The 21365-nt window shown below is 45.1% G+C and carries 14 protein-coding genes and 1 tRNA gene; 8 read left to right on the top strand and 7 right to left on the bottom strand.

Annotation, left to right across the window (positions count from 1 at the left end):
- Positions 1-80: 80 nt before the first annotated feature.
- The 3 genes from QUA53_RS04655 (at position 81) to QUA53_RS04665 (ending at position 4616) form a co-directional block, all read left to right on the top strand.
- Positions 81-608: a type IV pilin-like G/H family protein gene (locus QUA53_RS04655; RefSeq protein ID WP_333094677.1), complete on the top strand. Its 528-nt coding sequence runs from the start codon at positions 81-83 to the stop codon at positions 606-608.
- Positions 609-618: 10 nt separating this feature from the next.
- Positions 619-3432: an LpqB family beta-propeller domain-containing protein gene (locus QUA53_RS04660; protein WP_333094678.1), complete on the top strand. Its 2814-nt coding sequence runs from the start codon at positions 619-621 to the stop codon at positions 3430-3432.
- Positions 3433-3557: 125 nt separating this feature from the next.
- Entirely contained in the window at positions 3558-4616 is a 1059-nt protein-coding gene (locus QUA53_RS04665; RefSeq protein WP_333094679.1) for a potassium channel protein, read from the top strand.
- Positions 4617-4627: 11 nt separating this feature from the next.
- Here QUA53_RS04665 and QUA53_RS04670 read toward each other — a convergent pair whose 3' ends face one another.
- From QUA53_RS04670 to pyk, 3 genes are all read right to left on the bottom strand, one after another.
- Positions 4628-7093 carry a bifunctional serine/threonine-protein kinase/ABC transporter substrate-binding protein gene (locus QUA53_RS04670; RefSeq protein ID WP_333094680.1) on the bottom strand — a complete coding sequence of 822 codons (2466 nt, stop codon included), beginning with the start codon at positions 7091-7093 and terminating at the stop codon, positions 4628-4630.
- A gap of 529 nt (positions 7094-7622) precedes the next feature.
- Positions 7623-7694, bottom strand: a tRNA-Thr gene (locus tag QUA53_RS04675).
- Positions 7695-7788: 94 nt separating this feature from the next.
- Positions 7789-9576, bottom strand: coding sequence for a pyruvate kinase (gene pyk, locus QUA53_RS04680; RefSeq protein ID WP_333094681.1), 1788 nt, complete (start codon positions 9574-9576; stop codon positions 7789-7791).
- A 431-nt stretch (positions 9577-10007) separates the two neighbouring features.
- Between pyk and crtR the strand changes: the two genes are divergently transcribed.
- Complete coding sequence (crtR, locus tag QUA53_RS04685; protein WP_333094682.1) at positions 10008-10898, top strand: beta-carotene hydroxylase; 891 nt, start codon at positions 10008-10010, stop codon at positions 10896-10898.
- A 161-nt stretch (positions 10899-11059) separates the two neighbouring features.
- Here crtR and aroH read toward each other — a convergent pair whose 3' ends face one another.
- The gene (gene aroH, locus QUA53_RS04690) at positions 11060-11467 is read right to left on the bottom strand and encodes a chorismate mutase (RefSeq protein ID WP_333072926.1); all 408 of its coding nucleotides are present in this window, start codon (positions 11465-11467) and stop codon (positions 11060-11062) included.
- A gap of 138 nt (positions 11468-11605) precedes the next feature.
- Positions 11606-12424 (bottom strand): signal peptide peptidase SppA, encoded by an 819-nt coding sequence (gene sppA, locus QUA53_RS04695; protein ID WP_333094683.1) that lies wholly within the window; start codon positions 12422-12424, stop codon positions 11606-11608.
- 276 nt (positions 12425-12700) lie between these two features.
- Here sppA and QUA53_RS04700 point away from each other — a divergent pair, with 276 nt between their 5' ends.
- Positions 12701-13774, top strand: a complete 1074-nt coding sequence (locus QUA53_RS04700; protein ID WP_333094684.1) for a DMT family transporter — start codon at positions 12701-12703, stop codon at positions 13772-13774.
- A 33-nt stretch (positions 13775-13807) separates the two neighbouring features.
- On the opposite strand, the gene QUA53_RS04705 is transcribed toward QUA53_RS04700, so the two are convergent.
- Positions 13808-14485 (bottom strand): phage tail protein, encoded by a 678-nt coding sequence (locus QUA53_RS04705; protein WP_333094686.1) that lies wholly within the window; start codon positions 14483-14485, stop codon positions 13808-13810.
- Between the two features lies 1 nt (position 14486).
- Positions 14487-15596 carry an AAA family ATPase gene (locus tag QUA53_RS04710; RefSeq protein ID WP_333094688.1) on the bottom strand — a complete coding sequence of 370 codons (1110 nt, stop codon included), beginning with the start codon at positions 15594-15596 and terminating at the stop codon, positions 14487-14489.
- Positions 15597-15643: 47 nt separating this feature from the next.
- Here QUA53_RS04710 and QUA53_RS04715 point away from each other — a divergent pair, with 47 nt between their 5' ends.
- The 3 genes from QUA53_RS04715 (at position 15644) to QUA53_RS04725 (ending at position 21340) form a co-directional block, all read left to right on the top strand.
- A complete protein-coding gene (locus QUA53_RS04715) occupies positions 15644-16492 on the top strand; it encodes a M20/M25/M40 family metallo-hydrolase (protein WP_333094689.1) in 849 nt (282 codons plus the stop codon).
- 72 nt (positions 16493-16564) lie between these two features.
- The gene (locus QUA53_RS04720) at positions 16565-20257 is read left to right on the top strand and encodes a hydantoinase B/oxoprolinase family protein (protein ID WP_333094807.1); all 3693 of its coding nucleotides are present in this window, start codon (positions 16565-16567) and stop codon (positions 20255-20257) included.
- A gap of 435 nt (positions 20258-20692) precedes the next feature.
- A complete protein-coding gene (locus QUA53_RS04725; protein ID WP_333065799.1) occupies positions 20693-21340 on the top strand; it encodes a sigma-70 family RNA polymerase sigma factor in 648 nt (215 codons plus the stop codon).
- The last annotated feature ends 25 nt before the right edge of the window (positions 21341-21365 follow it).

The following is a 21365-nucleotide window of genomic DNA, read 5'->3' on the forward strand; positions in this document are numbered from 1 at the left end:
CGATTACCAATATCAAATCGGCATTCACTTTAGATTTACCGGACTAAAGTTTTTACAACAAACAGAGAGGATACAAAACAATGAGTCAACATAATTCTAAATCAGCTAGCATTGAATCTAATGGTTGTCGATGGTTAGTGAGTTTAATGGTGATTGGAGTATTAGCTTCCGTAGTTGTGCGACCCTTTCAGGCTAGGGTTAGGATCAACAAGCAATGGGAACCCAGAATGTATATTAGCTTAATCAACAAACGTCAGCAAGCCTATTTTGCCGAAAAAAGTGTTTTTAGCACTTCTGTTAAGGCTTTAAGAATTCGCATCATTAAAACCGAGACAGAAAATTACAAATATTCCCACCATACAACAAAAAAAGCGACATTTAATTATGGAGTTTCAAAGCATAAAGATATTAAAAGCTTTGTCGGTGTAGTTTTTGTAATTCCTGCTACAAAAGTTGAATCAAATGCTTCTAAAAATAAAATAAGGACAACATCTATATTGTGCAGATCTGATTCTCCTGGTACAATCAAACCACCAGAACCAACTTATCAAAATGGTAAAATTGCTTGTGCTATAGGCACCATTGAAATGCCACAAACTTATGACTAGAGGCTAGATCATGACAGTCGATTACCAATATCAAATCGGCGGCAGTCTCCCGCAAAATGCACCTACTTATGTAGTGCGACAAGCTGACTCAGAACTTTATCAAGCCCTCATAGCCGGAGAGTTTTGTTACGTGCTCAATTCCCGACAAATGGGCAAATCCAGTTTGCTAGTGCGAACTGTACAAAAACTCTCGGCTGATGGCATTGCCTGTGCTACGATCGACCTTTCGGACATTGGCAACCAGCAAGTCTCTCTAGATAAGTGGTACGGTGGCGTCGCTTACAAGCTATTGTGCAGTTTCAACCTGTTTAACCCAGTCGAGTTTATGACTTGGTGGCGGGAGAGAGAGTTGATGCCCCCGGTGCAGCGCTTAGCAGAGTTAATTGAAGAATTGCTGCTAGTCAAAATTTCTCAAAACCTGGTCATTTTTATTGATGAAATTGATAGCGTTCTGAGTTTCCAAGAACCGCTAGATGATTTTTTTGCATTAATTAGATGTTGCTACAATAAACGCGCTCACAATTCAGAATACCAGCGCATTACATTTGCTTTGCTGGGAGTAGCTACGCCATCTGATTTAATTAGCGATGCAACTCGCACGCCCTTTAATATCGGCTTAGCTATTGAATTGAACGGTTTTAACTTACAGGAAGCTCTGCCTTTAGCCAAGGGATTTGAGGGAAAAGTAGACAATCCTCAAGAGGTTTTAAAAGAGATTTTGGATTGGACTGGAGGGCAGCCATTTCTGACTCAAAAGCTTTGCAAGCTGATTTTGCACAATATAAAAAGCTTAGCATCGGCTTCTATTATATCAGACTCAACGGATGAAAGCAAAACTGAAACTTTTACTACAAATCAATTATTAATTAGCGAGATAGTGCAATCTCGTATTATTGATAATTGGGAATCATCCGATGAACCTGTACACATCAAAACAATTCGCGATCGCCTTCTCAGAAGTCAGCACCGCGCCAGTAGGTTATTAGGACTATATCAAAAAATATTGCCACTTTCAGAACCCCCCGATTGTAGGGGCGGTGCCCCCGTGCCCGCCCTGGCAGGGGGGATCTGCGCCGATGATACTCCCGAACAAACTGAATTGCGGTTGAGCGGGTTAGTAGTAAAACGAGCCGGCAAATTAACCGTATCCAACCGCATTTACGCAGCTATATTCAACCATAACTGGGTAGAAAAAGCACTCGGCGACTTGCGCCCCTATGCTGAATCCCTAACAGCATGGATAGCTACAAATTGTCAAGACGAATCTCGCTTGTTGCGCGGTCAAGCACTGGAAGATGCGCGACAGTGGGCGGCAAATAAAAGCTTGAGCACCCAAGATTATCAATTTTTAGGTGCGAGTCAAGAAGCGGAATTTGCCAAATTTCGCTATCAAGAAAAACAGCATCAAGCTGAAATAGAACAACTGCGTCGCGAAAAAAAGTTACTACAGGAACTAAGCGAAGCACAAAACCAGAAAAAAGCGATTGCAGTTAAACTTTGGCGGGAGCAACAACTGAGAGTGCAAACAGTTACAGGAGCCGCAGCCATATTAATATCAATCCTGATAGTAGCTTTTTGGGTAAAACCGTCCATCGAAGAAAGAAACAACAAAATTCTCACTCTCAGTTTGCTATCAGAAACGCTATTTGCTGCAGATAAAAAAGAGGAAGCTCTGCTAGAAAGCATCAGAGCTGTTACAGAAATGAAACGATCGCTCGGAGTCAGCTCAGATATTCAGATGCGAGTGGCGATCGCCCTCGAACAGGCAGTTTACAACTTTCGGGAACGCCGCCGCTTGCAGACTCAAGCCAGTACCCTTGCTTTCGCGAGTTTCAGTCCCGACAGTCAAACGATTGTGACTGCTACGGATGATAATTATATCAAACTTTGGCAAACTAATGGAACTTTGCAAGCAACATTAACAGGGCATACGGATAAAATTATCAGGGCCATCTTCAATCCTAGCAGTCAGATTATTGTCTCAGCAAGCGACGACCAAACTGTAAAAATTTGGCAAAAGAATGGCAAATTGATCCACAATTTAAAAGGACATAGCGATCAAATAACAAGCGTCTCTTTGAGTCCAGATGGTAATATTATTGCTTCTACCAGTGCCAATGGCACTGTTAAACTCTGGAAAATCAGCGGTGAAGAATTGGCAACTTTTCAAGTGGATCGAGGTTGGATAACCAGCGCGAGTTTTAGCCCAGACGGTCAGATAATTGCTGCGGCTGGTACTGATGGCACTGTTAAACTTTGGAGCTTGAGAAAGGTTACGGAAAAGTTGCAAAAACAGCAGTCAATCGAAGCCAGCACTGATATCAAATTGCTCCGAACTTTACAGATGGAAAGTGATAAAATTATGAGTGTAACTTTCAGTCCCGATGGAGCAATGCTGGCGGCTGCAAGTGCTGGAGGAACTGCGAGAATTTGGAGCAAAGACGGCACACCGTTAAGTATTTTAAAGCATACAAGTGGAGTGACAAATATCAGCTTTAGTCCCGACAGTAAAATGTTGCTATCTGCTAGCACAGACAAAATGCTGAGGCTGTGGAACGTTGACGGTACATTGCTCAAAACTTTAAAAGGTAACAAGGATGCTGTGTGGAGTGCGAGTTTTAGTCCAGACGGCAAGGCGATCGCTAGTGCTAGTGCTGACGGTACGGTGATGCTGTGGAATTTTAATCTTGACGATTTATTGCAGCAGGGTTGTAATGGAGTCCGCAATTATTTGCAGACAAATCCGATCGCAAATCAAAACAATCGCCACCTCTGCGATGGGATTGGAACTCAGTCGGAACTCACGCAAAAAAAACCGGGTTAAGAGTCAAAATGTTGAGTTTGGCAGCAAAGTATCTAGGCAGAAACTGGCTTTTTGACCGCCCCTGCGTCTAGGGCTGATATGGTTTAATTTGGTAGCAGCTAATAGGTAATAGGTCAGCCCGATCGGTGTATTCAACTCTAGAGCAAAAGTACCAGCGCCTGCAAAAAGACTTAACAGGCGGAGTCATCGCCCTGGGCGGCATTTTCTGCACGGGTACTCTTTGGTATTGGCAGGTGGAAAAATGGTCTTTGCTAGATGCCGCTTACATGACAGTATTTACCCTAGCAACTGTGGGCTACGGTGAACTTCAGCCCCTCGGTCAACGCGGCCGAATGTTTACCATATGCCTGATTTTGATGGGGGTGATTGTGATTGGTTTCATCGTCAACCGCTTTACAGAAGCGCTGATTGAAGGATATTTTCAAGAAGGAGCAAGAATTAGGCAGCAGCGGCGATTGGTAGATTCTTTGATCGGGCATTACATTCTCTGCGGTTTTGGGCGCACTGGCCGCCAAATTGCCTTGGAATTTCAGGCCGAATATATCTCTTTTGTGGTGATAGATTCGGCGATACAGTCGGTTGAGGCAGCTTTGGCGCTGGGGTACACGGCTGTCCAAGGAGACGCGACTCTGGACGAAATTTTGCTGAGTGTGGGGATCGATCGCGCAATTTGCATAGTAGCAGCTTTGCCTTCGGATGCCGAGAATTTATACACTGTGCTGTCGGCGAAAACTCTGAATCCGAAGGTACGGGCGATCGCCCGCGCCACCACAGAAGAAGCCGTAAAGAAGTTGCAGCGAGGCGGGGCCGATGCCGTCGTATCCCCCTACATCACCGGCGGAAAGCGGATGGCGGCGGCTGCTTTGCGGCCTCAAGTTATGGATTTTTTAGACGGTGTTTTGACGGGCACCGATAGTTCTTTTTACATGGAAGAATTTCTCGTCGATCCCAATACTTGTGTCTACGTCGGGCAAACTTTGAGAAATGCCAAATTGCGATCGCAATCGGGGGCCTTAGTTTTAGCGGTGCGGCGCGCTAGCGGGACTTTGATTGTGGGGCCTACGGGAGAAACTGCGATCGAAGGAGGAGATATGCTGATCTGTTTGGGTACTGCTGAACAACTGCGAACTCTCAATCAAATCCTCAGTCCCCTGAGTTTTCGCCTCCCCCGGCCTCCCAAGTAGAAGTAGTACGATCAATCGCAATTTAAACCCGCCGCTGCTGCTGTCGGAAATTCGATCGGCACAAAAGTCACCCCAAACTGCTCCTTAGAACACTTGACAATATGCACTAATATCGGACTAAAATTTTTGCGCGAACCCGTTTTGTCAAACTGAATTGTTCCGGTGGCTCCTGTGGCGCTAAAATTTGGATCGGCTAAGGTTTTTTGCATCCCTTCGCGGCTGGGTTGGTGCTGCATTTCTATGGCTTGAATCAGCGCCTTAGCGGCATCGTAGGTTAATGCAGTTCGGTGACTGACATTTCCTTCCCAAAGCTTGCGAGTATTCTCAAGGAATTTGCGGTTGGGAGATTTTAAATGATGCCAAGAAACTGCGGCCGCCATTTTCTCAAAAGACGGTAACTGAGCAGCAGCTTCTAAAGTTTTTTGACTGTATATTCCCCCCGTGCCGACAACCCAATTGCGGTCGAGATTGGCTTGCAAAAGTGCCATCGCATTGTTGAGAGCGATCGGGATGTGACTCGGACTTAAAACTATCGTTGTTTTCTCTGTTTGCCTAATTTCTTGTATGGCTTTTTTCACGTTAAAGTCGCTGTGTGACAAATCGAATTCGGTGATATTTGCAATATTTCCTCCCCGTTCTCTAAACTGTTTTCTGAATTCTTCCCAAAAAGAGGAAGTGGCTTCGCTGGTGGTGCTGTAGAAACCTGCTACTTTGGTTTGACCTTTTTTTTCAATCAGATATTTCGCGAATACTTCAACACTAACTTTAGTCCGAGGCACAGTCCTAAAGAAAAAATTTCGGGGTTTTTCTGTGGCTTCTTCCGTCGTACTGCCTGGGGAAATTAATACTAAATGATTTTGGTTGTAAATATCGACTGTATGGACTGTCATTGCGTTAGTGTAGTGACCGATAGCGCCCAAAACACCGCCCAGTTTGACTAGGGAATTAGCGCGGGCGAGCGACTCTTCTTTTAGATTGGCATCGTCAGCAATTATGACTTGTAAACCTTTACCTTTAATAGCTTGATTCTCTTGAAAATCTAAACCATTTAGGTTGCGATCTATCTCAGAATTGAATAATTTTAAATTAACTTCCGTTTGCGCTTGAGCAACTCCCCGCAAGATTTCTTTAGGCAAATCTATCTCGGCTCTACCTTGTTCGTTGGTACTAACGGGAACGATTACGGCAAGCGTGTAATAATCGGCTTTTTTAGCCTTTAATAAGGCATTATTCATGTAAATTAAAGTTTCGGGATCTTTGCGTTCTTCTTCATGCCACGACCTTTTAAAGTAATTAAATGCTTCCCGATAATTGGATTTGGCAAATTCATTAACTCCTGCTTGCTTTAATCGAGGAGTCGAGGATTTTAGTAGAGATTCTTCGCCGCAGCTTAAAGCATCACCTTGCAGTAAAAGACAAGTTTTCGGGGTAAAAATGTTGTGAAAAAAAAGGGCGATCGCACATCCGGCAATAATTCCCGCAATTGCCAACAGCGATCGGCGAAAGTGCGATCGACAAAATCCCGAAAACCGATCGCGTTTCGGCGGTGGCGATAGGGATAGGATTGGATGATTATCTGGCAACTGTTGCGGTACATTCAAATTCTGTGACAGTGGGGGCGCCGGGTGTAAGGTGGCGATCGAATTCAAAGCCTGCAAAACATCAGCAACAGATTGGTAGCGATCGGGGAAGTTGTAGCGCACCATTCTGTTTAAAATCGTTTCCATGCCGGCGCTAATCTGTACCATAGGGCGATCGGGAGTCGAGTAGCGCCAAACGATATCGCCCCGCCGGGAATCTGTCAGGAAATCTTGAGCAGGAGACAAGCCTGTAAGGGCTTGAATAGCGACAATACCTACAGAGTAGATATCGCTACAAAATTGAGGATTGCCAGCAATTTGTTCTGCCGGCGAATATCCTTGCGTATAAATAGTTCTGCTGATAGTGTTTCCCGAATCAGTTATTTCCAAGGAACTGATTTCTTTGACAGCCCCAAAATCAATCAGAACTATTTGCCGATCGCAATCGCGCCGAATTAAGTTAGAAGGAGTGATATCGCGGTGAATGACATTGTGTTCGTGAACAAAAGCGATAACTGGCAAGATATCCTGCAAAAATTCAACTACTTGCTCTTGAGTCCATTGAGTATTTGGAGCGAATTCTTGCCTCAGCGGATGTCCTTCAATGTATTCTTGAATTAAATAAAAATTGTCATTCTCTTGAAAGCTATCGAATAACTGTGGAATGCGCGAATGTCCGCCCAATCGGCGCAAAGATCGAACTTCTCTTTCCAATCGCTGCTGTGCTTCTGGCAAGAGTTGCGGATCGCTTGGCTGCCTAATTTCCTTAATAACGCACAGGTGGTTATCCGGTATGTCTAAATCCCTAGCTGTATATGTCCTCGCAAACCCTCCCCGACCTAATTCACTGACAATTTGGTAACGTTGGCGCAGGATATCTCCTGGTTGCAGGCACATAGATTTTTCGCTATTTTTTTAATTGTCTGCGCTCTTCAAGGTTGATTTTACCGCATTTTTACAGCGATTTCTGTTAAGTTTCTGTTAAGTTTTAGAAACACTAGCGATCGGCAAAGTAATTACAAATTGTGTTCCCTTTCCTCTTTAACAATTTACCTCAATTGGGACTTGATTTTTGGCAACAATTTGACAAGCAATAGCCACCCTCTATCTGGTATTTTTGCCATCGACAAAAGCCGCAATGCCATAGGTTTCCAGCATCGGACTTCAGTCCTTATTAAAATCCGAGGACTTTACTCCTGACTAAAAACCATAAAAATTGGTAATGAAATAGCTTCGTAGTGAAGAGTTCAGTCCTCATTAAAATCCGCGATGAAATAGGTTCCTAGTGAGGACTTCAGTCCCCATTAAAATCCGACGACTTGCATTCCTCACTAAAATAGACAAACCATAGACAAGTCATGGAAAAAACAAAGGTTCTACAGCATTAATAAGCTATAGAACCCTTGAAAATATATATTTTATTGCAAGCCGATGGTGGGATTTGAACCCACGACCGTTCGATTACGAATCGAATACTCTACCCCTGAGCTACATCGGCACAGACAATTTTGAATTGTAGCACAGCCTAAATGAAAAAATCAAGGAGTTGTAGAATTTAATTCACAACTCCAAAACTCCTAGCTCACCAAAAGTTAAACGGTCACTTCCGCGTCAGTTGAGCCGCCTCTGGCCCCGGAATAAACTAAACCCCGCTGCATATCCAGCGTCAGCATAGTTCCGTCCCGAATTACCCGCGTGGCATTCTTCACGCCCACCATCACCGGCACGCCCAAGCGCAAACCGATAATCGCGGCGTGAGAAGTCAAACTGTCCTCCTCCGTCACCACACCGGCTGCTTTCCGAATCATCTCCACAAAAGCGACGCTGGTGTGTTCCACTACCAAAATTTCTCCAGGGTGGAAATTTCCTACATCTGCCGCAGTGCGAGCAACCCTGGCCATGCCACTCACCGATCCCAAACCGACACCGGTGCCTTTGCCTAAAACTGCTGTCACTACCTCAACTTTGATCAAATCCGTCGATCCGGCAACCCCTTGCAGAGTACCGGCGGTCATCACGACTAAATCTCCGTCGCACACTAACTCTTTTTCCTGGGCGACTGTCATGGCAGAGTGAAATGTCTGGCCGGTGGAGGGCAAATCCAACACCAGCAAGGGTTTGACTCCCCATACCAATTGCAGTTGTCGGGCTACGTCTACGTGAGGAGTAACTGCCAAAATGGGAGTTTTGGGTCGGAACTTCGAGACATTTCGGGCTGTGGCGCCGGTTTTGGTCAGCGTCATGATGGCTGCGGCGTTCAACTGTTCGGAGATTTGGCTGACTGCTTGGCTGATGCCGTTGGGGATCGATCGACCAATATCTTCTACATTCCTAATATTCCGCTTAATTCCTTCCTTCTCCATCCGCACTGCAATTCTCGCCATCGTCGCCACCGCTTCGACGGGGTACTTGCCGACAGCAGTTTCATTCGAGAGCATCACTGCATCAGTTCCGTCAAGAATCGCGTTTGCCACGTCGGAAATCTCGGCGCGGGTGGGACGGGGATTGTTGACCATGCTGTCGAGCATCTGGGTAGCGGTAATTACCGGAATACCCAGGCGGTTGGAGGTAGCAATCAGGCGCTTTTGCAAAATCGGCACGTCTTCGGCGGGCAGTTCCACTCCCAAATCGCCGCGGGCGACCATCACGCCGTTGCAAAGGGTGAGAATTTCCTCCATTTGTTCGATCGCCTCGTGCTTTTCGATCTTGGCAATCACTGGTACTTGCTTGCCCGCACTGGCAATCAGTTCTTTAATTTCGAGTACGTCTTGGGGATTTCGCACAAAGCTCAGGGCTACCCAATCGACACCTTGGTCGAGGCCGAACATTAAATCTTTGCGGTCTTTATCAGTCAGCGCCTTAATTGATAGGTAAACTCCCGGAAAATTCACGCCTTTGTTGTTGGAAAGCGGCCCGCCGACGACGACGCGGCAGTACAATTCCCGCGCTGCGCGGTCTACTTTTTCCACCAGCATTTCCACTTTGCCGTCGTCAAGCAGAATCACTGCTCCCTCTGGAACTTCGTCTGCTAGGGGGTCGTAGGTGACGGAAGAAATGAGTTCGGTGCCGGGAACCGGGCGGCTGGTTAAAATAAAAGGATCGCCGTTTTTGACCACTATAGAGCCTGTCTCAAAGCGCCCTAAACGAATTTTCGGACCTTGGAGGTCTTGGAGGATGGCAACCGGCTGGTTGAGTTCAAAGGAAGTTTGCCGGATTAAGCGAATGCTGCGCTGGTGGTCTTCTTCTGTTCCGTGGGAAAAGTTGAGTCGCAAAGTTGTGGCACCGGCTTCTATGAGCTGGCGCAGCACTTGTGGGTCCGAAGTTGCTGGGCCAATGGTGGCGACGATTTTAGTCCGGCGTAGGGCTTTTGGCAATTGCATCAGCGGTGTTCTGGGGAGGCAGGTGGATTTCTTGTTTAAATTTCGGCTAACGTTTCATCTTTCACTACAAGCAATGACGCTAGTCTCAAGTCTTAAAAATTTTGATAGTCGTCAAAAAAGCAGGTATTGAACAATATATAGAATATCTGACTTTTTACCCATCGGTAATCTTTTCTCGGGCAGCGCGCTTTTTTGCAAATTTATCTGCTCTCAGGCTTGACATAAATACAAAGATACCCATTGATTTTATTGGGTCTGCAGAGTTCTTTTGGCTAATCTAGCACTGGTATCCTTGCACAACAGCAATACTTTCCTGGTTGTGCAGAGGCTAGTTTCTGGCGATCGAACTCTGTTCTTTCATAAAACTTTACTATTGTCCGGCTTGTATCTTATACTACGCAAGAGTGAAATATTAAGGAGTCTTAACAAAGATGTCGGAGGCAGGACGGCCGCTGACAGTGCCGAAAGAGTTTCTGAGTCCTCCCGGTGACTTTAATCCGACACTGCTGCTGTTTTTGAGTGCAGTAGCGATTATCGTGATTTCTAACTTGGGTTTCTGGTGTTGGGGATGGCCGCAGTGGTGCTGTTTTTCGCTGAATGTGTTGGCGTTGCACATGGCCGGAACTGTGATTCACGATGCGTCTCATAATGCGGCCCATCGCGATCGCACAGTTAATGCTATTTTGGGACACGGTAGCGCGCTGATGTTGGGTTTTGCTTTCCCGGTGTTTACGCGGGTACATATGCAGCATCACGCCCACGTCAATGACCCAGATAACGATCCAGACCATTATGTTTCGACCGGCGGGCCTTTGTGGTTGATTGCTGCGAGGTTTTTTTACCACGAGATTTTCTTTTTTAAGCGCAAACTGTGGCGGAAATACGAATTATTGGAATGGTTCCTCAGCCGTTTGTTTGTGATCGCGATCGTGTATATCTCGATTCAATACGGTCATTTAGATTACGTGCTGAATTTTTGGTTTTCTCCGGCTTTGGTGGTGGGGTTGGCCTTGGGGTTGTTTTTTGATTATTTGCCGCACCGTCCGTTTCACGATCGCGATCGCTGGAAAAATGCCAGAGTATATCCGAGTCCTATTCTGAATATCTTAATTTTGGGGCAGAATTATCATCTGATCCATCACTTGTGGCCTTCAATTCCTTGGTACAATTACAAGCCTGCTTACGAAGCTGTGAAGCCGCTGCTAGATGAAAAGGGTTCTCCTCAAACTTTGGGAATATTGGAAGGGAAAAAGGACTTTTGGAGTTTTATATATGACATTTTTTTAGGGATTAGGTTGCATCACAAGAAAGCGTCTGATTGACAAAAAACCCGGCTTCTCAAAGAAACCGGGTTTTTTTATAATAAAAGCTTTTAACCGTATATCCCTAGGGCAGGTTTTGTACTGTATCAAATGCCGTAAAAAATAAACCCACCTGTAATGGTGAGTTAACTGTTAAATCAATCCCAAAGTGAATCTATTATTTATTTTTCCCCAGCCACCGCCACCGCTAAATTCCTATCGGGACGCAAATTTTGAGCTCCCCGCAAATAAGGATGATAAATTTCAGTATGTGCCGGCCAATTGACGTGAATTAAAAACCGAATGCAGCGTTCCAAAGCACCCTCAACGTGCATTTGCTGTACGTCCAACAAAGGAACATTGCACCAGTGAGAACGTTCGCGGGCGATCGCGGCCGGAAACACAGCATCTAAATCGCGAGTAGCAGAAAACGTAGCACTAATAATTAATTCTGGATTTATATCATTTTTTGCTTCTAATTCATCTAACAATTCTCTCACCGCTTCTCGAATTGCTGCCACCGAATTCTCGCTAGCAGTAGTTGCCCCACGAATCCCCCGCACTTGCCACTCCACGCAAATTTCCTCCATTTTAGTCAGTTGTCAGTTGTCAGTTGTCAGTTGTCAGTTGTCAGTTGCTAGTTGTCAGTTGCTAGTTGCAATTACCTATTACTAATTACCAATTACCACTGCCAACTAACTACTGCCAAGTGCCAACTGACTATTTAATCACGGGCGATACATCCACAGCGGCAAACCGCTAGTAGAAAGCTCGAATTCCAGCAAATTATTGTAAGCTGAAAGCCCAGATATATCCAGACTACTCCCCAAGACGCGATTTAGGAAAGGTTTTTGTTTTTCTAGCGTGCAAGACTCGGTTTTTTCCGGGTCGAGGCCTGCGAGTTCGGCGGCAAGGCGGCGAGCGTCCTCTTCTGTTCCCAGCCGATCGACCAAACCCAATTCTAAGGCTTGCTGACCGGTAAAAACCCGACCGTCGGCAAAACTTTTGACTTTTTCAACAGCCAATTTCCGGGCTTCAGCAACGGTTTCCACGAATTGCTGGTAGCTGGTGTCGATCAAGTCTTGCAAAATTTGCTGTTCAGGATCTGTCAATTCTCGATCGAATGCCAAGATATCTTTATACGGCCCCGATTTAATCACCTGAAAAGAAACGCCTACTTTTTCTAACAGCCGTTCTAAATTGTTACCCCGGATAATCACGCCAATGCTGCCGGTAATTGTACCGGGATTAGCAACGATATGCTCGGCTCCCATGCCGATGTAAACTCCGCCAGAAGCTGAAATATTGCCAAAACTGGCAACAATTTTGACTTTTTCGCGCAGACGCTTGAGTGCGCTGTAAATTTCCTGGGAATCGCCGACAGTGCCGCCGGGGCTGTCTATCCGCAGCAGCAAGGCGGGAAATTTTCGTTCTTCAACGGTTTTGAGAGCTTCTAGGACTCGTTTACGGGTTTCTCCGGCAATGGCTCCGGTGATTTCGATACGGGCGATTTGTTTGCGGTAGCGGGGCTTGAATGGCCAAATCATGGGCAGTTTTCGGGCAATGTTACGGATTTTTGTAGCTAACTCTTATAGTGTGACTCATCCGAGGGAAGAAGGCATTCGGATCGGGCAGAGGGAAGATTTTCGCCATCTGGCGTTCGCTCACTATCGGGATCTCCCACTCTCCGACTATCGGGTTCCTCTGCCATAAGTACGATCGAATTTAACTCAACACCACTATATAATAATTGTAAAAATTGCTTAACAAATCTACATCATTCTCGTGAGAGCCACTCTCATTAATTATTTGGAGTCTCCGTCATGCAGCTAAAGCTTACCGATTCAAAACTGCCTTTTGCCCCGCTGTTGCTAATTGCGCCGTTTTTCCTGTGGGGAACCGCGATGGTAGCGATGAAGGGGGTGATGCCCCACACAACGCCCCTTTTTGTGGCATTCGTGCGTTTAGTACCTGCCGGCGTTTTGGTGCTGCTGGCGGCAGCATTCATGGGAAAACCGCAGCCGCAGGGTTGGAAAGCTTGGCTGTGGATTTCGCTGTTTGCTTTGGTTGACGCTACTTTGTTTCAAGGCTTTTTAGCCGAAGGTTTGGCGAGAACCGGTGCGGGCTTGGGTTCGGTGATGATTGATTCTCAACCGCTAGCTGTGGCGATTTTGTGTTTGTGGCTGTTTCAAGAAAAAATTGGTTTTTGGGGCTGGTTGGGATTAGTTATTGGCGTAGTTGGCATCAGTTTAATTGGGTTGCCGGATGGCTGGATTTTGGGGCTGTTTCATCCAGAAAACGTGCAGGTTTCTGCGGGTATCGAACAGTTGTTTCAGGGTGGAGAATGGTTGATGCTGTTGGCTGCTTTGTCGATGGCTGTGGGTACGGTTTTGGTGCGCTGGGTTTGCCGTTATGTTGACCCGGTGGTGGCGACTGGTTGGCACATGATTTTGGGCGGTTTGCCGCTGTTGGCAATTTCGGCTGTAACTGAGTCCGAACAGTTTGTGAATATTGATTTTTCCGGCTGGATGGCGTTAGGTTATTCTACCGTGTTCGGAAGTGCGATCGCCTACGGTTTATTCTTTTATTTTGCTTCTACCGGGAGTCTAACCAGTTTAAGTTCTCTTACCTTTCTTACGCCTGTTTTTGCTTTGCTGTTCGGCAATTTGTATTTGGGCGAAATCCTCAATCCGCTGCAATCGATGGGAGTTGGACTGACTTTGGTGAGTATTTATTTGATTAATCAGCGGGATACTTTGGGTGAGAAATTGCGAAAAGTGCGGCACGGTGAAGCGAGTGCAGAAGTTGAAGCAACAGGATTGTTAGAGTCGTCTGAGTTGAATTCTGTAGAATTACCCGTGCAGTTGCGGGTTAGCGAATTGGAATCAGAAGTGTAGCAGGTGGAAAAGTTTAGGCAAAATTGCCTAAATTTACCACTCGTCCTCTAAAGGAATAACAATTTTCTTGCTTTCAATCTCTACTACAAAACTTGTCAAACTGGGATTTTTTTGGTAACAATCCATCAAATCCTTATGCTTGCGATATTGTTTGGAAATTTCCCGATAATATTCAGGCTTTTTAGCGTCAATTGTAAAATCATGTTTCTTTACAAGCTCTTTATTTAACGTTTCTAAACACTTTTTGAATTTAGACTTTTTGTTGTCTTTATAATACAGTGGCAGCAACCAACACTCAATAGAGTGTACTGATATAGCCCAAATGATTCGCTGTTGACATTGACTGTAGAAATCTTCGCCAATTTCCTCTTTAAACTTTTCGATAACTTTTTCAATCAACTCTTGAGGAGTAAATTCGCCATTTTCATCTCGCTGTGGGATATCATAACCATGCTCTTCTGAAACATCAGTATCTATTTGGATAATTATATAGTCATTAAATTGAAACGCTTCTTGAAAATCTTTTAAACGGCAATAAGCAAAAACTTGACTCCAACTACCATAACCTTTAAATTTGTTTTCATCTTTTTTATCTCTTTCTGGTTGAAGCGGTCTAATATCTAGATCTGGATTCTTGAAATATCCTGCTAAAATATTTTCAATCACAATCTGGTCAGTCAATCCCTCAGTAATTAATCCAAAACTAATCATATTAAAAATTCTTAGGAAGTCCGCCGATATAGCCCCTCAAAAAAGCCTCGGATAATTTTACAGGTTCCTGTCCTTCGAGAGGTTCAGGTTTGAGAATGCGTCTAGCTTTAGTATGCCCTAATTGGTTACGGTAGATCACAAACAGCCGCTGTTGATCATCATCTAAATCTAAACCGTCCAAAACTGCCGGGTTGTGGGTTGTGAATATAGCTTGTTTGTCGTGTTTTTTTGCTAATTCGACTAATTCTTGCATTAATCTGCGACACAATCTGGGGTTGAGAGAAGCATCAATGTTATCTATTGCAAAAAATTTAGGTGTGATATCACTAATAAATAAAGCGAAGTAAAAAAGCAAAAATAAAAAGCCTTCATTAGAACTTCTTTGGTCAAAGTAAGTTAACTCTTGATCTAAGTATCTATCTTTAATTTGGAGAGAGTTTTGAATATTTGATAAATTTGGAGGAGCTTCAAAATCTTGAAACCAATCTATGAGTTGCAGCTTTTTTTTGATTTCATTAAGCGGCTCTTGGTTATCATCAGAATTCAAAAATTTTAAAAGTTTAAACAAACCTTCTCCATTAATCCCTAATGGTTGAATTTGACCTTCTTTTTCAAAAGTTCGTAAAGCTTGGTTTTCAGGAGAGAAAATTATAAATTTTTTTAGACCAACTATTTGATAAGCCTGATGTTTAAAAGTCTTACTTTTTTCTATATTTGTGCCAGTATGATAACTTACAAAATCGTAAACTGGACTATAAGAAATATAATACTTGCTGTCATTAACCCACTGAGAATAGGGAGAGTTATCATTTTGTAAACGAAATTTAAATTCTTGTCCATCATTCCATCTTAAGTCAATTTTGATATCTTTAACCAAATTTTCCATTTCAAAGGCCGATCGCATAAATTGAGGTTCTGTAACTCTGATGCCCCTAGATGCTAAAAACTCGTTATCCAGCTTGTCATCTGCCGCAGCAGAAGCAAGGGCGATCGCCTCTAGGATATTGCTTTTGCCACAGCCATTTTCACCGATCAATACGGTGACTCGTCCTAATTCTAGCTTCAGCTTTTGAATGGACTTATAATTTTCGATTCTGACTTCTCCAATCATAATTTAATCCCATATAATCTTAGTGTACTCATTGTATCTCCGATCGCATGAATCTCAAAGAACGCTTGCACAGCCATCTGATTCAAATTGTACGCGATCGCAATCCATACCTCGCATCCCAAGGGCATTTTTATGCTCAGCAATACATCCGCGAACAGTTGGCACAGTGGGGAACTGTAGAAATTGACGATTTTTCGGTTCGCGGCCGAATTCATCACAATTTGATTTTGGATTTACCCCCCTTAGATCGGGCTAGTAAGAAGCGGTTGCTGCCGATCGTAATTGGTGCTCATTACGATACTGTACCCGGAACACCTGGGGCGGATGATAATGCTACTGGTGTTGCTGTTTTGCTGGAACTCGCAAGGGATATCGCATCTGGGCCGCTCAAATATCCAGTGCAATTAGTCGCCTTCGATATGGAAGAATACGGCTGTTTGGGCAGCAAGCATTATGCAGCTAAATACAAGCAACAGCAAAAGTCAATCCGGTTAATGATTTCTTTAGAAATGTTGGGTTATTGCAACCACAATCCTAATTCTCAAAGCTATCCCGCTGGCTTGCAATATTTTTATCCAAATAGTGGCAATTTTATTGCTTTAATTGGCACTTTCCAGACTGTTCCAGATTTGATTAATTTGAGTTGCAAAATTCGCAAATCTGGTCAGCCCTGCGAGTGGCTGCCGGTGCCGAATCGAGGTTTAATTGTGCCGGATACTCGCCGCAGCGATCATGTTCCTTTTTGGGATAATGGTTATCCGGCTATTATGGTGACTGATACTGCTAATATGCGAAATCCGCATTATCATCGAGAAAGCGATAAGATTGAGACTGTGGATTTGGATTTTCTGGCTGGTGTTTGTCAGGGGTTGGTTGAGGCTATTAGATATATATAACAGTTTTATTTTAACGAATCGCGAAGGCGCAAAGGGCTCTAAGGAAGGAAAGAGAAGATGAGTGGTAAAGATATGAATGCTGTTTTTGACGATCGCACTCGCTGGCAATTTTGGATCGATCGCGGTGGCACTTTTACTGATATTGTCGCCAACAGCCCCGACGGTAAGTTAGTCATTCACAAGCTGCTATCGGAAAACCCGGAACGCTACACAGACGCAGCAGTCCAAGGAATTCGCGATATTTTGAGAATTCCCGCCGACGCAGCTATACCGTCCGCCGAAATTGAAGCGATTAAAATGGGGACGACGGTGGCGACAAATGCTTTGCTGGAACGAAAGGGCGATCGCACAATTCTGTTAATTACTAAAGGTTTCGGCGATGCGCTGAGAATTGGCTATCAAAACCGCCCGAATATTTTCGCGCGTCACATTGTTTTGCCAGAGATGCTGTACGATCGAGTTATTGAAGTTGCAGAACGCTACAGCGCTCAAGGTCAGGAGTTAACTGCTGTCAATCCCGAATTTATCCCGTGTTTGCAGCAAGCATACGATGAGGGAATTCGCAGTTGTGCGATCGTATTCATGCACGGCTACCGCTACTCGGAACACGAACAACAAGTTGCTAAAATAGCGAAAGAAATTGGCTTTACTCAAATTTCAGTATCTCACGAAGTTAGCCCGCTGATGAAATTAGTTTCGCGGGGAGATACTGCGGTTGTCGATGCTTATTTATCTCCGATTTTGCGGCGGTATGTCGAACAAGTAACCAGTCAATTAAGAGAGGCAGAGCCTGGGAACGAGGCTGTAGGGGCGGGAACCGGGGCACCGTCCCCTAAATTAATGTTCATGCAATCGAACGGCGGCTTAGTGGACGCTGCACAATTTCAAGGAAAAAACAGTATTTTATCAGGACCTGCTGGGGGAATTGTCGGTGCAGTTCAAACGAGCAAAAAGGCAGGTTTTGATAAAATTATTACCTTTGATATGGGCGGAACTTCGACAGATGTTGCCCATTTTAACGGCGAATACGAACGCGAATTTGAGACGGAAATTGCTGGGGTGAGATTGCGATCGCCCGTGATGGCAATTCACACTGTAGCAGCCGGCGGCGGTTCAATTGTGTTTTTTGACGGTGCCCGCTACCGCGTGGGGCCGGAGTCTGCAGGGGCCAATCCTGGGCCTGCTTGCTATCGCAAAGGCGGCCCCTTGACGGTGACTGATTGCAATGTGATGTTGGGGAAAATTCAACCGGATTTTTTCCCGAAAGTATTTGGATTGAATGGAGATTTGCCGATCGCCCCTGACGTAGTAAAGCAAAAATTTGGGCAACTAGCGGGGGAAATTGGGGGCGAGAGGACGGCCGAAGAGGTGGCGGAGGGTTTTTTGGCGATCGCGGTGGAAAAGATGGCAAATGCTGTCAAAAAAATCTCGCTTCAGCGCGGTTACGATGTTTCGGAGTATACATTGTGCTGTTTCGGCGGTGCGGGCGGCCAACACGCTTGTGCGATCGCGGATGCTTTGGGGATGAAACGGGTATTTATTCACCCTTATGCGGGTGTGTTGTCCGCTTACGGTATGGGTTTGGCTGATGTGCGGGCTATTCGCGAAAGGGCGATCGAGCAACAATTAAGTCTCGAATTAATCACTGATTTACATCATATTTTAACCGAATTGGAGGCTGAGGGAAAGAGGGAATTGAACCGCAGAGTCGCAGAGAACACAGAGAATGAGTCAGAGGTTTTAGTTGTTAACAAGTTGCGCTTAAAATATCAAGGAAGTGACTCGGTTTTGGCTGTCGATTTTGCTGACAATATTGAGGCGATGCAGGCTGAATTTGAAGCAGCTCACCGACAGCGTTACAGTTTTATTATGCCAGAAAAACCGCTGATTGTGGAAGCGGTTTCGGTGGAAGTTGTAGAAAAAATGGATGTGCCGGAAGCATCCACTATTTCCCCATCTGGTAGGACGGGGATCTTGCCCGTGCAACCAATTTCAACAGTGCAAATGTATGTTGCTGGCGGCTGGCGGGAAACGCCTGTTTATCAGAGAGACGATTTGCGATCGGGCGACTGCATAGAAGGCCCTGCTATGATTGTTGAAGCTACGGGAACTAATATCATAGAGCCGGGCTGGGAAGGGGAAATCACCGAAAATAATGATTTAATTTTGAACCGCAGATGCACGCAGATGGACGCAGATAATATCCGCGTTGATTCGCGTTTATCTGCGGTTAAATCAGATCCAGTTTTGCTGGAAATTTTTAATAATTTGTTTCGGGCGATCGCCGAACAAATGGGCGTCACATTGCAAAACACAAGTTCCTCAGTCAACATCAAAGAACGCCTCGACTTTTCCTGTGCAATTTTCGACAAAAACGGGCAATTAGTTGCCAACGCGCCGCACATTCCCGTACATCTGGGTTCGATGAGCGAAAGCGTTGAAGCTTTAATTTTAGCACAAGGCAATGCGGTTCAACCGGGCGATGTTTATGTTTCTAACAATCCATACAACGGCGGCACACACTTGCCAGATATCACCGTTATTACTCCAGTATTCGATCGGGATTCCTCCCTTCCTTTGTTTTATGTAGCCTCGCGGGGACACCACGCCGACATCGGCGGCCTTACTCCCGGTTCCATGCCTCCCAACAGTACAACAGTAACTGAAGAAGGCGTATTGCTTGACAATTTCCTGTTAGTAAGCAAGGGCTATTTCCGAGAAAAAGAATTACTAGAAATTCTGACAGCGGGGAATTTTCCTGTTCGCAATTCCGCTCAAAATATAGCCGATTTGCAAGCACAAATTGCTGCTAACAAGCGCGGCGCAGAAGAGCTGCTTAAGATGGTAGAACATTATGGATTAGAGACTGTGCAAGCTTATATGGGCTTTGTGCAAGACAATGCTGAGGAGTCGGTACGCAGGGTAATTGATGTTTTGCAAGATGGTGAGTTTACTTATCCGATGGATAGTGGCGGACAAATTAAGGTAGCGATTACAATAGACAAATCTGCGCGCCGTGCAAAAATAGATTTTACTGGCACTTCAGCTCAACAATTCAACAATTTTAATGCTCCCGCTGCGGTGTGCAAAGCCGCTGTTTTGTATGTTTTCCGCACGTTGGTAGATGACGATATTCCTCTAAATGCGGGCTGTTTGAAACCTCTTGAAATTATCAATCCCGAAGGCTGTATGCTGAATCCTCGCTATCCAGCGGCGGTAGTTGCCGGAAATGTGGAAACTTCGCAAAATATTACCGATGTTTTGTATTGTGCTTTGGGAGTGATGGCGGCTTCTCAGGGAACTATGAATAATTTTACCTTTGGAAATCAGCGCTATCAATATTATGAAACTATTTGCGGCGGTTCGGGTGCTGGTGCAGATTTTGACGGTACGGATGCGGTTCAAACTCACATGACTAATTCGCGTTTAACTGACCCAGAAGTATTAGAATGGCGCTTCCCAGTGCTGTTAGAAAGTTTTGCAATTCGGGATCGTAGCGGCGGTAATGGCTCTCATCGCGGGGGAAATGGAGTTGTGCGGCGAGTGCGGTTTCGGGAGGCGATGACGGCGGGAATTTTATCGGGGCGGCGGGTGATTTCTCCTTGCGGTTTGAATGGGGGTGAAGCTGGTAAATTTGGGCGGAATTATATTGAAACAGTTGATGGTAAAGTTGAGGAATTAGGGAGTACGGCGACTGTGGAAATGCAGTCTGGGGATGTGTTTGTAATTGAGACTCCGGGGGGCGGAGGATATGGTTATTTATAGTAGTAATATCAACTCCGGTAGCATCGGAATGAATATTACCCACAGTCAGGACACGGCAATGCCGTGTCCCTACAATTAATCGGGTAGGGACACGGCAGTGCCGTGTCCTCGGTATCATTCTGATTCTACCGGAAACGATATAAGTAAGCGAGCGCTTTTAATTTATCGTGCTGAACCGACACGCATTGTTGCGGTGAAGATTCTTTTTTATGGGAAGTAATATAGCCAGAGTTTTTGAGAACTTTTCTGATGTGTGAAAAGCTCGATCGCACAACTGAAAAATATATATCTTGAAAGAGGGACAAAATGCCATAAATACCGCTCTGCTGGCACCGCACCGCTAAAAAATGGCCCTCAACTCTGGAATGTCGATCGACAAATCGTGTAGAATCGGGCTGCACCAGCATTTATTCTCCAAACCTTTCCAGAACAATTGTGCAAACACCTAATTTTTCCGAACTCAACCATCCTGTGGTCAAATCCCTGTTCCATCACAGCGACCAGGAATTATTGACTCTGTTTCAAAACCATCCCGATCAAGGTCGGTTCTTCACGGCGATTTTTTGCCGCTACGCTCAAATTGTCCACTCCCTGATTCGCCATTCCGTGCGATCGCCTGTACAAGGCGATTACCTGTTTGCCCACACTTGGCAGCACATCTATCACGAACTCCGAGGCCTCGATTTGCGCCGCGAGATCCAAGAGTCTGATGGCGAAAATCTCAGTCTCCAAAACTGGCTGATTAATGTCACCGCAGTCTGCATAAATCAAGCCCAATTGCCCCCTGTTGAGTCGATTCACTATTCTTTGCAATCGGCTCCGCCTCCCCTTTGGTGTTACGTCAAACAAGCCTTGGAATTGTTAGCGCCGCTGCCGCGTTTAGTGGTGTTGATGGCTCAGACTTTCCGCTGGAGCGAAACTCGAATTGCAGCTTATTTGCAAGCAGAAGGCGAAGCTATTTCGCCGGCTCAGGTAAAGGCTTTGCTGCAAAAAGGATATCAAAGTTTAGAATCCAACTTGCCGGAGGATATTCGGGCTATTTATCTAGATGAAAATCTCGATTATCAAGAAGCACTTGTCTAGATATACACGATATAAACCCGCCCTT

This window comes from Microcoleus sp. Pol12B3, assembly GCF_036701355.1.
Classification (GTDB): domain Bacteria; phylum Cyanobacteriota; class Cyanobacteriia; order Cyanobacteriales; family Microcoleaceae; genus Microcoleus.

Bases quoted from the DNA above. Each gene is read 5' to 3' on its own strand.
- QUA53_RS04655 (WP_333094677.1), top strand. From the start codon at position 81: ATGAGTCAACATAATTCTAAATCAGCTAGCATTGAATCTAATGGTTGT.
- QUA53_RS04660 (WP_333094678.1), top strand. From the start codon at position 619: ATGACAGTCGATTACCAATATCAAATCGGCGGCAGTCTCCCGCAAAAT.
- QUA53_RS04670 (WP_333094680.1), bottom strand. From the start codon at position 7,093: ATGTGCCTGCAACCAGGAGATATCCTGCGCCAACGTTACCAAATTGTC.
- pyk (WP_333094681.1), bottom strand. From the start codon at position 9,576: ATGCAATTGCCAAAAGCCCTACGCCGGACTAAAATCGTCGCCACCATT.
- crtR (WP_333094682.1), top strand. From the start codon at position 10,008: ATGTCGGAGGCAGGACGGCCGCTGACAGTGCCGAAAGAGTTTCTGAGT.
- aroH (WP_333072926.1), bottom strand. From the start codon at position 11,467: ATGGAGGAAATTTGCGTGGAGTGGCAAGTGCGGGGGATTCGTGGGGCA.
- sppA (WP_333094683.1), bottom strand. From the start codon at position 12,424: ATGATTTGGCCATTCAAGCCCCGCTACCGCAAACAAATCGCCCGTATC.
- QUA53_RS04700 (WP_333094684.1), top strand. From the start codon at position 12,701: ATGCAGCTAAAGCTTACCGATTCAAAACTGCCTTTTGCCCCGCTGTTG.
- QUA53_RS04705 (WP_333094686.1), bottom strand. From the start codon at position 14,485: ATGATTAGTTTTGGATTAATTACTGAGGGATTGACTGACCAGATTGTG.
- QUA53_RS04710 (WP_333094688.1), bottom strand. From the start codon at position 15,596: ATGATTGGAGAAGTCAGAATCGAAAATTATAAGTCCATTCAAAAGCTG.
- QUA53_RS04715 (WP_333094689.1), top strand. From the start codon at position 15,644: ATGAATCTCAAAGAACGCTTGCACAGCCATCTGATTCAAATTGTACGC.
- QUA53_RS04720 (WP_333094807.1), top strand. From the start codon at position 16,565: ATGAATGCTGTTTTTGACGATCGCACTCGCTGGCAATTTTGGATCGAT.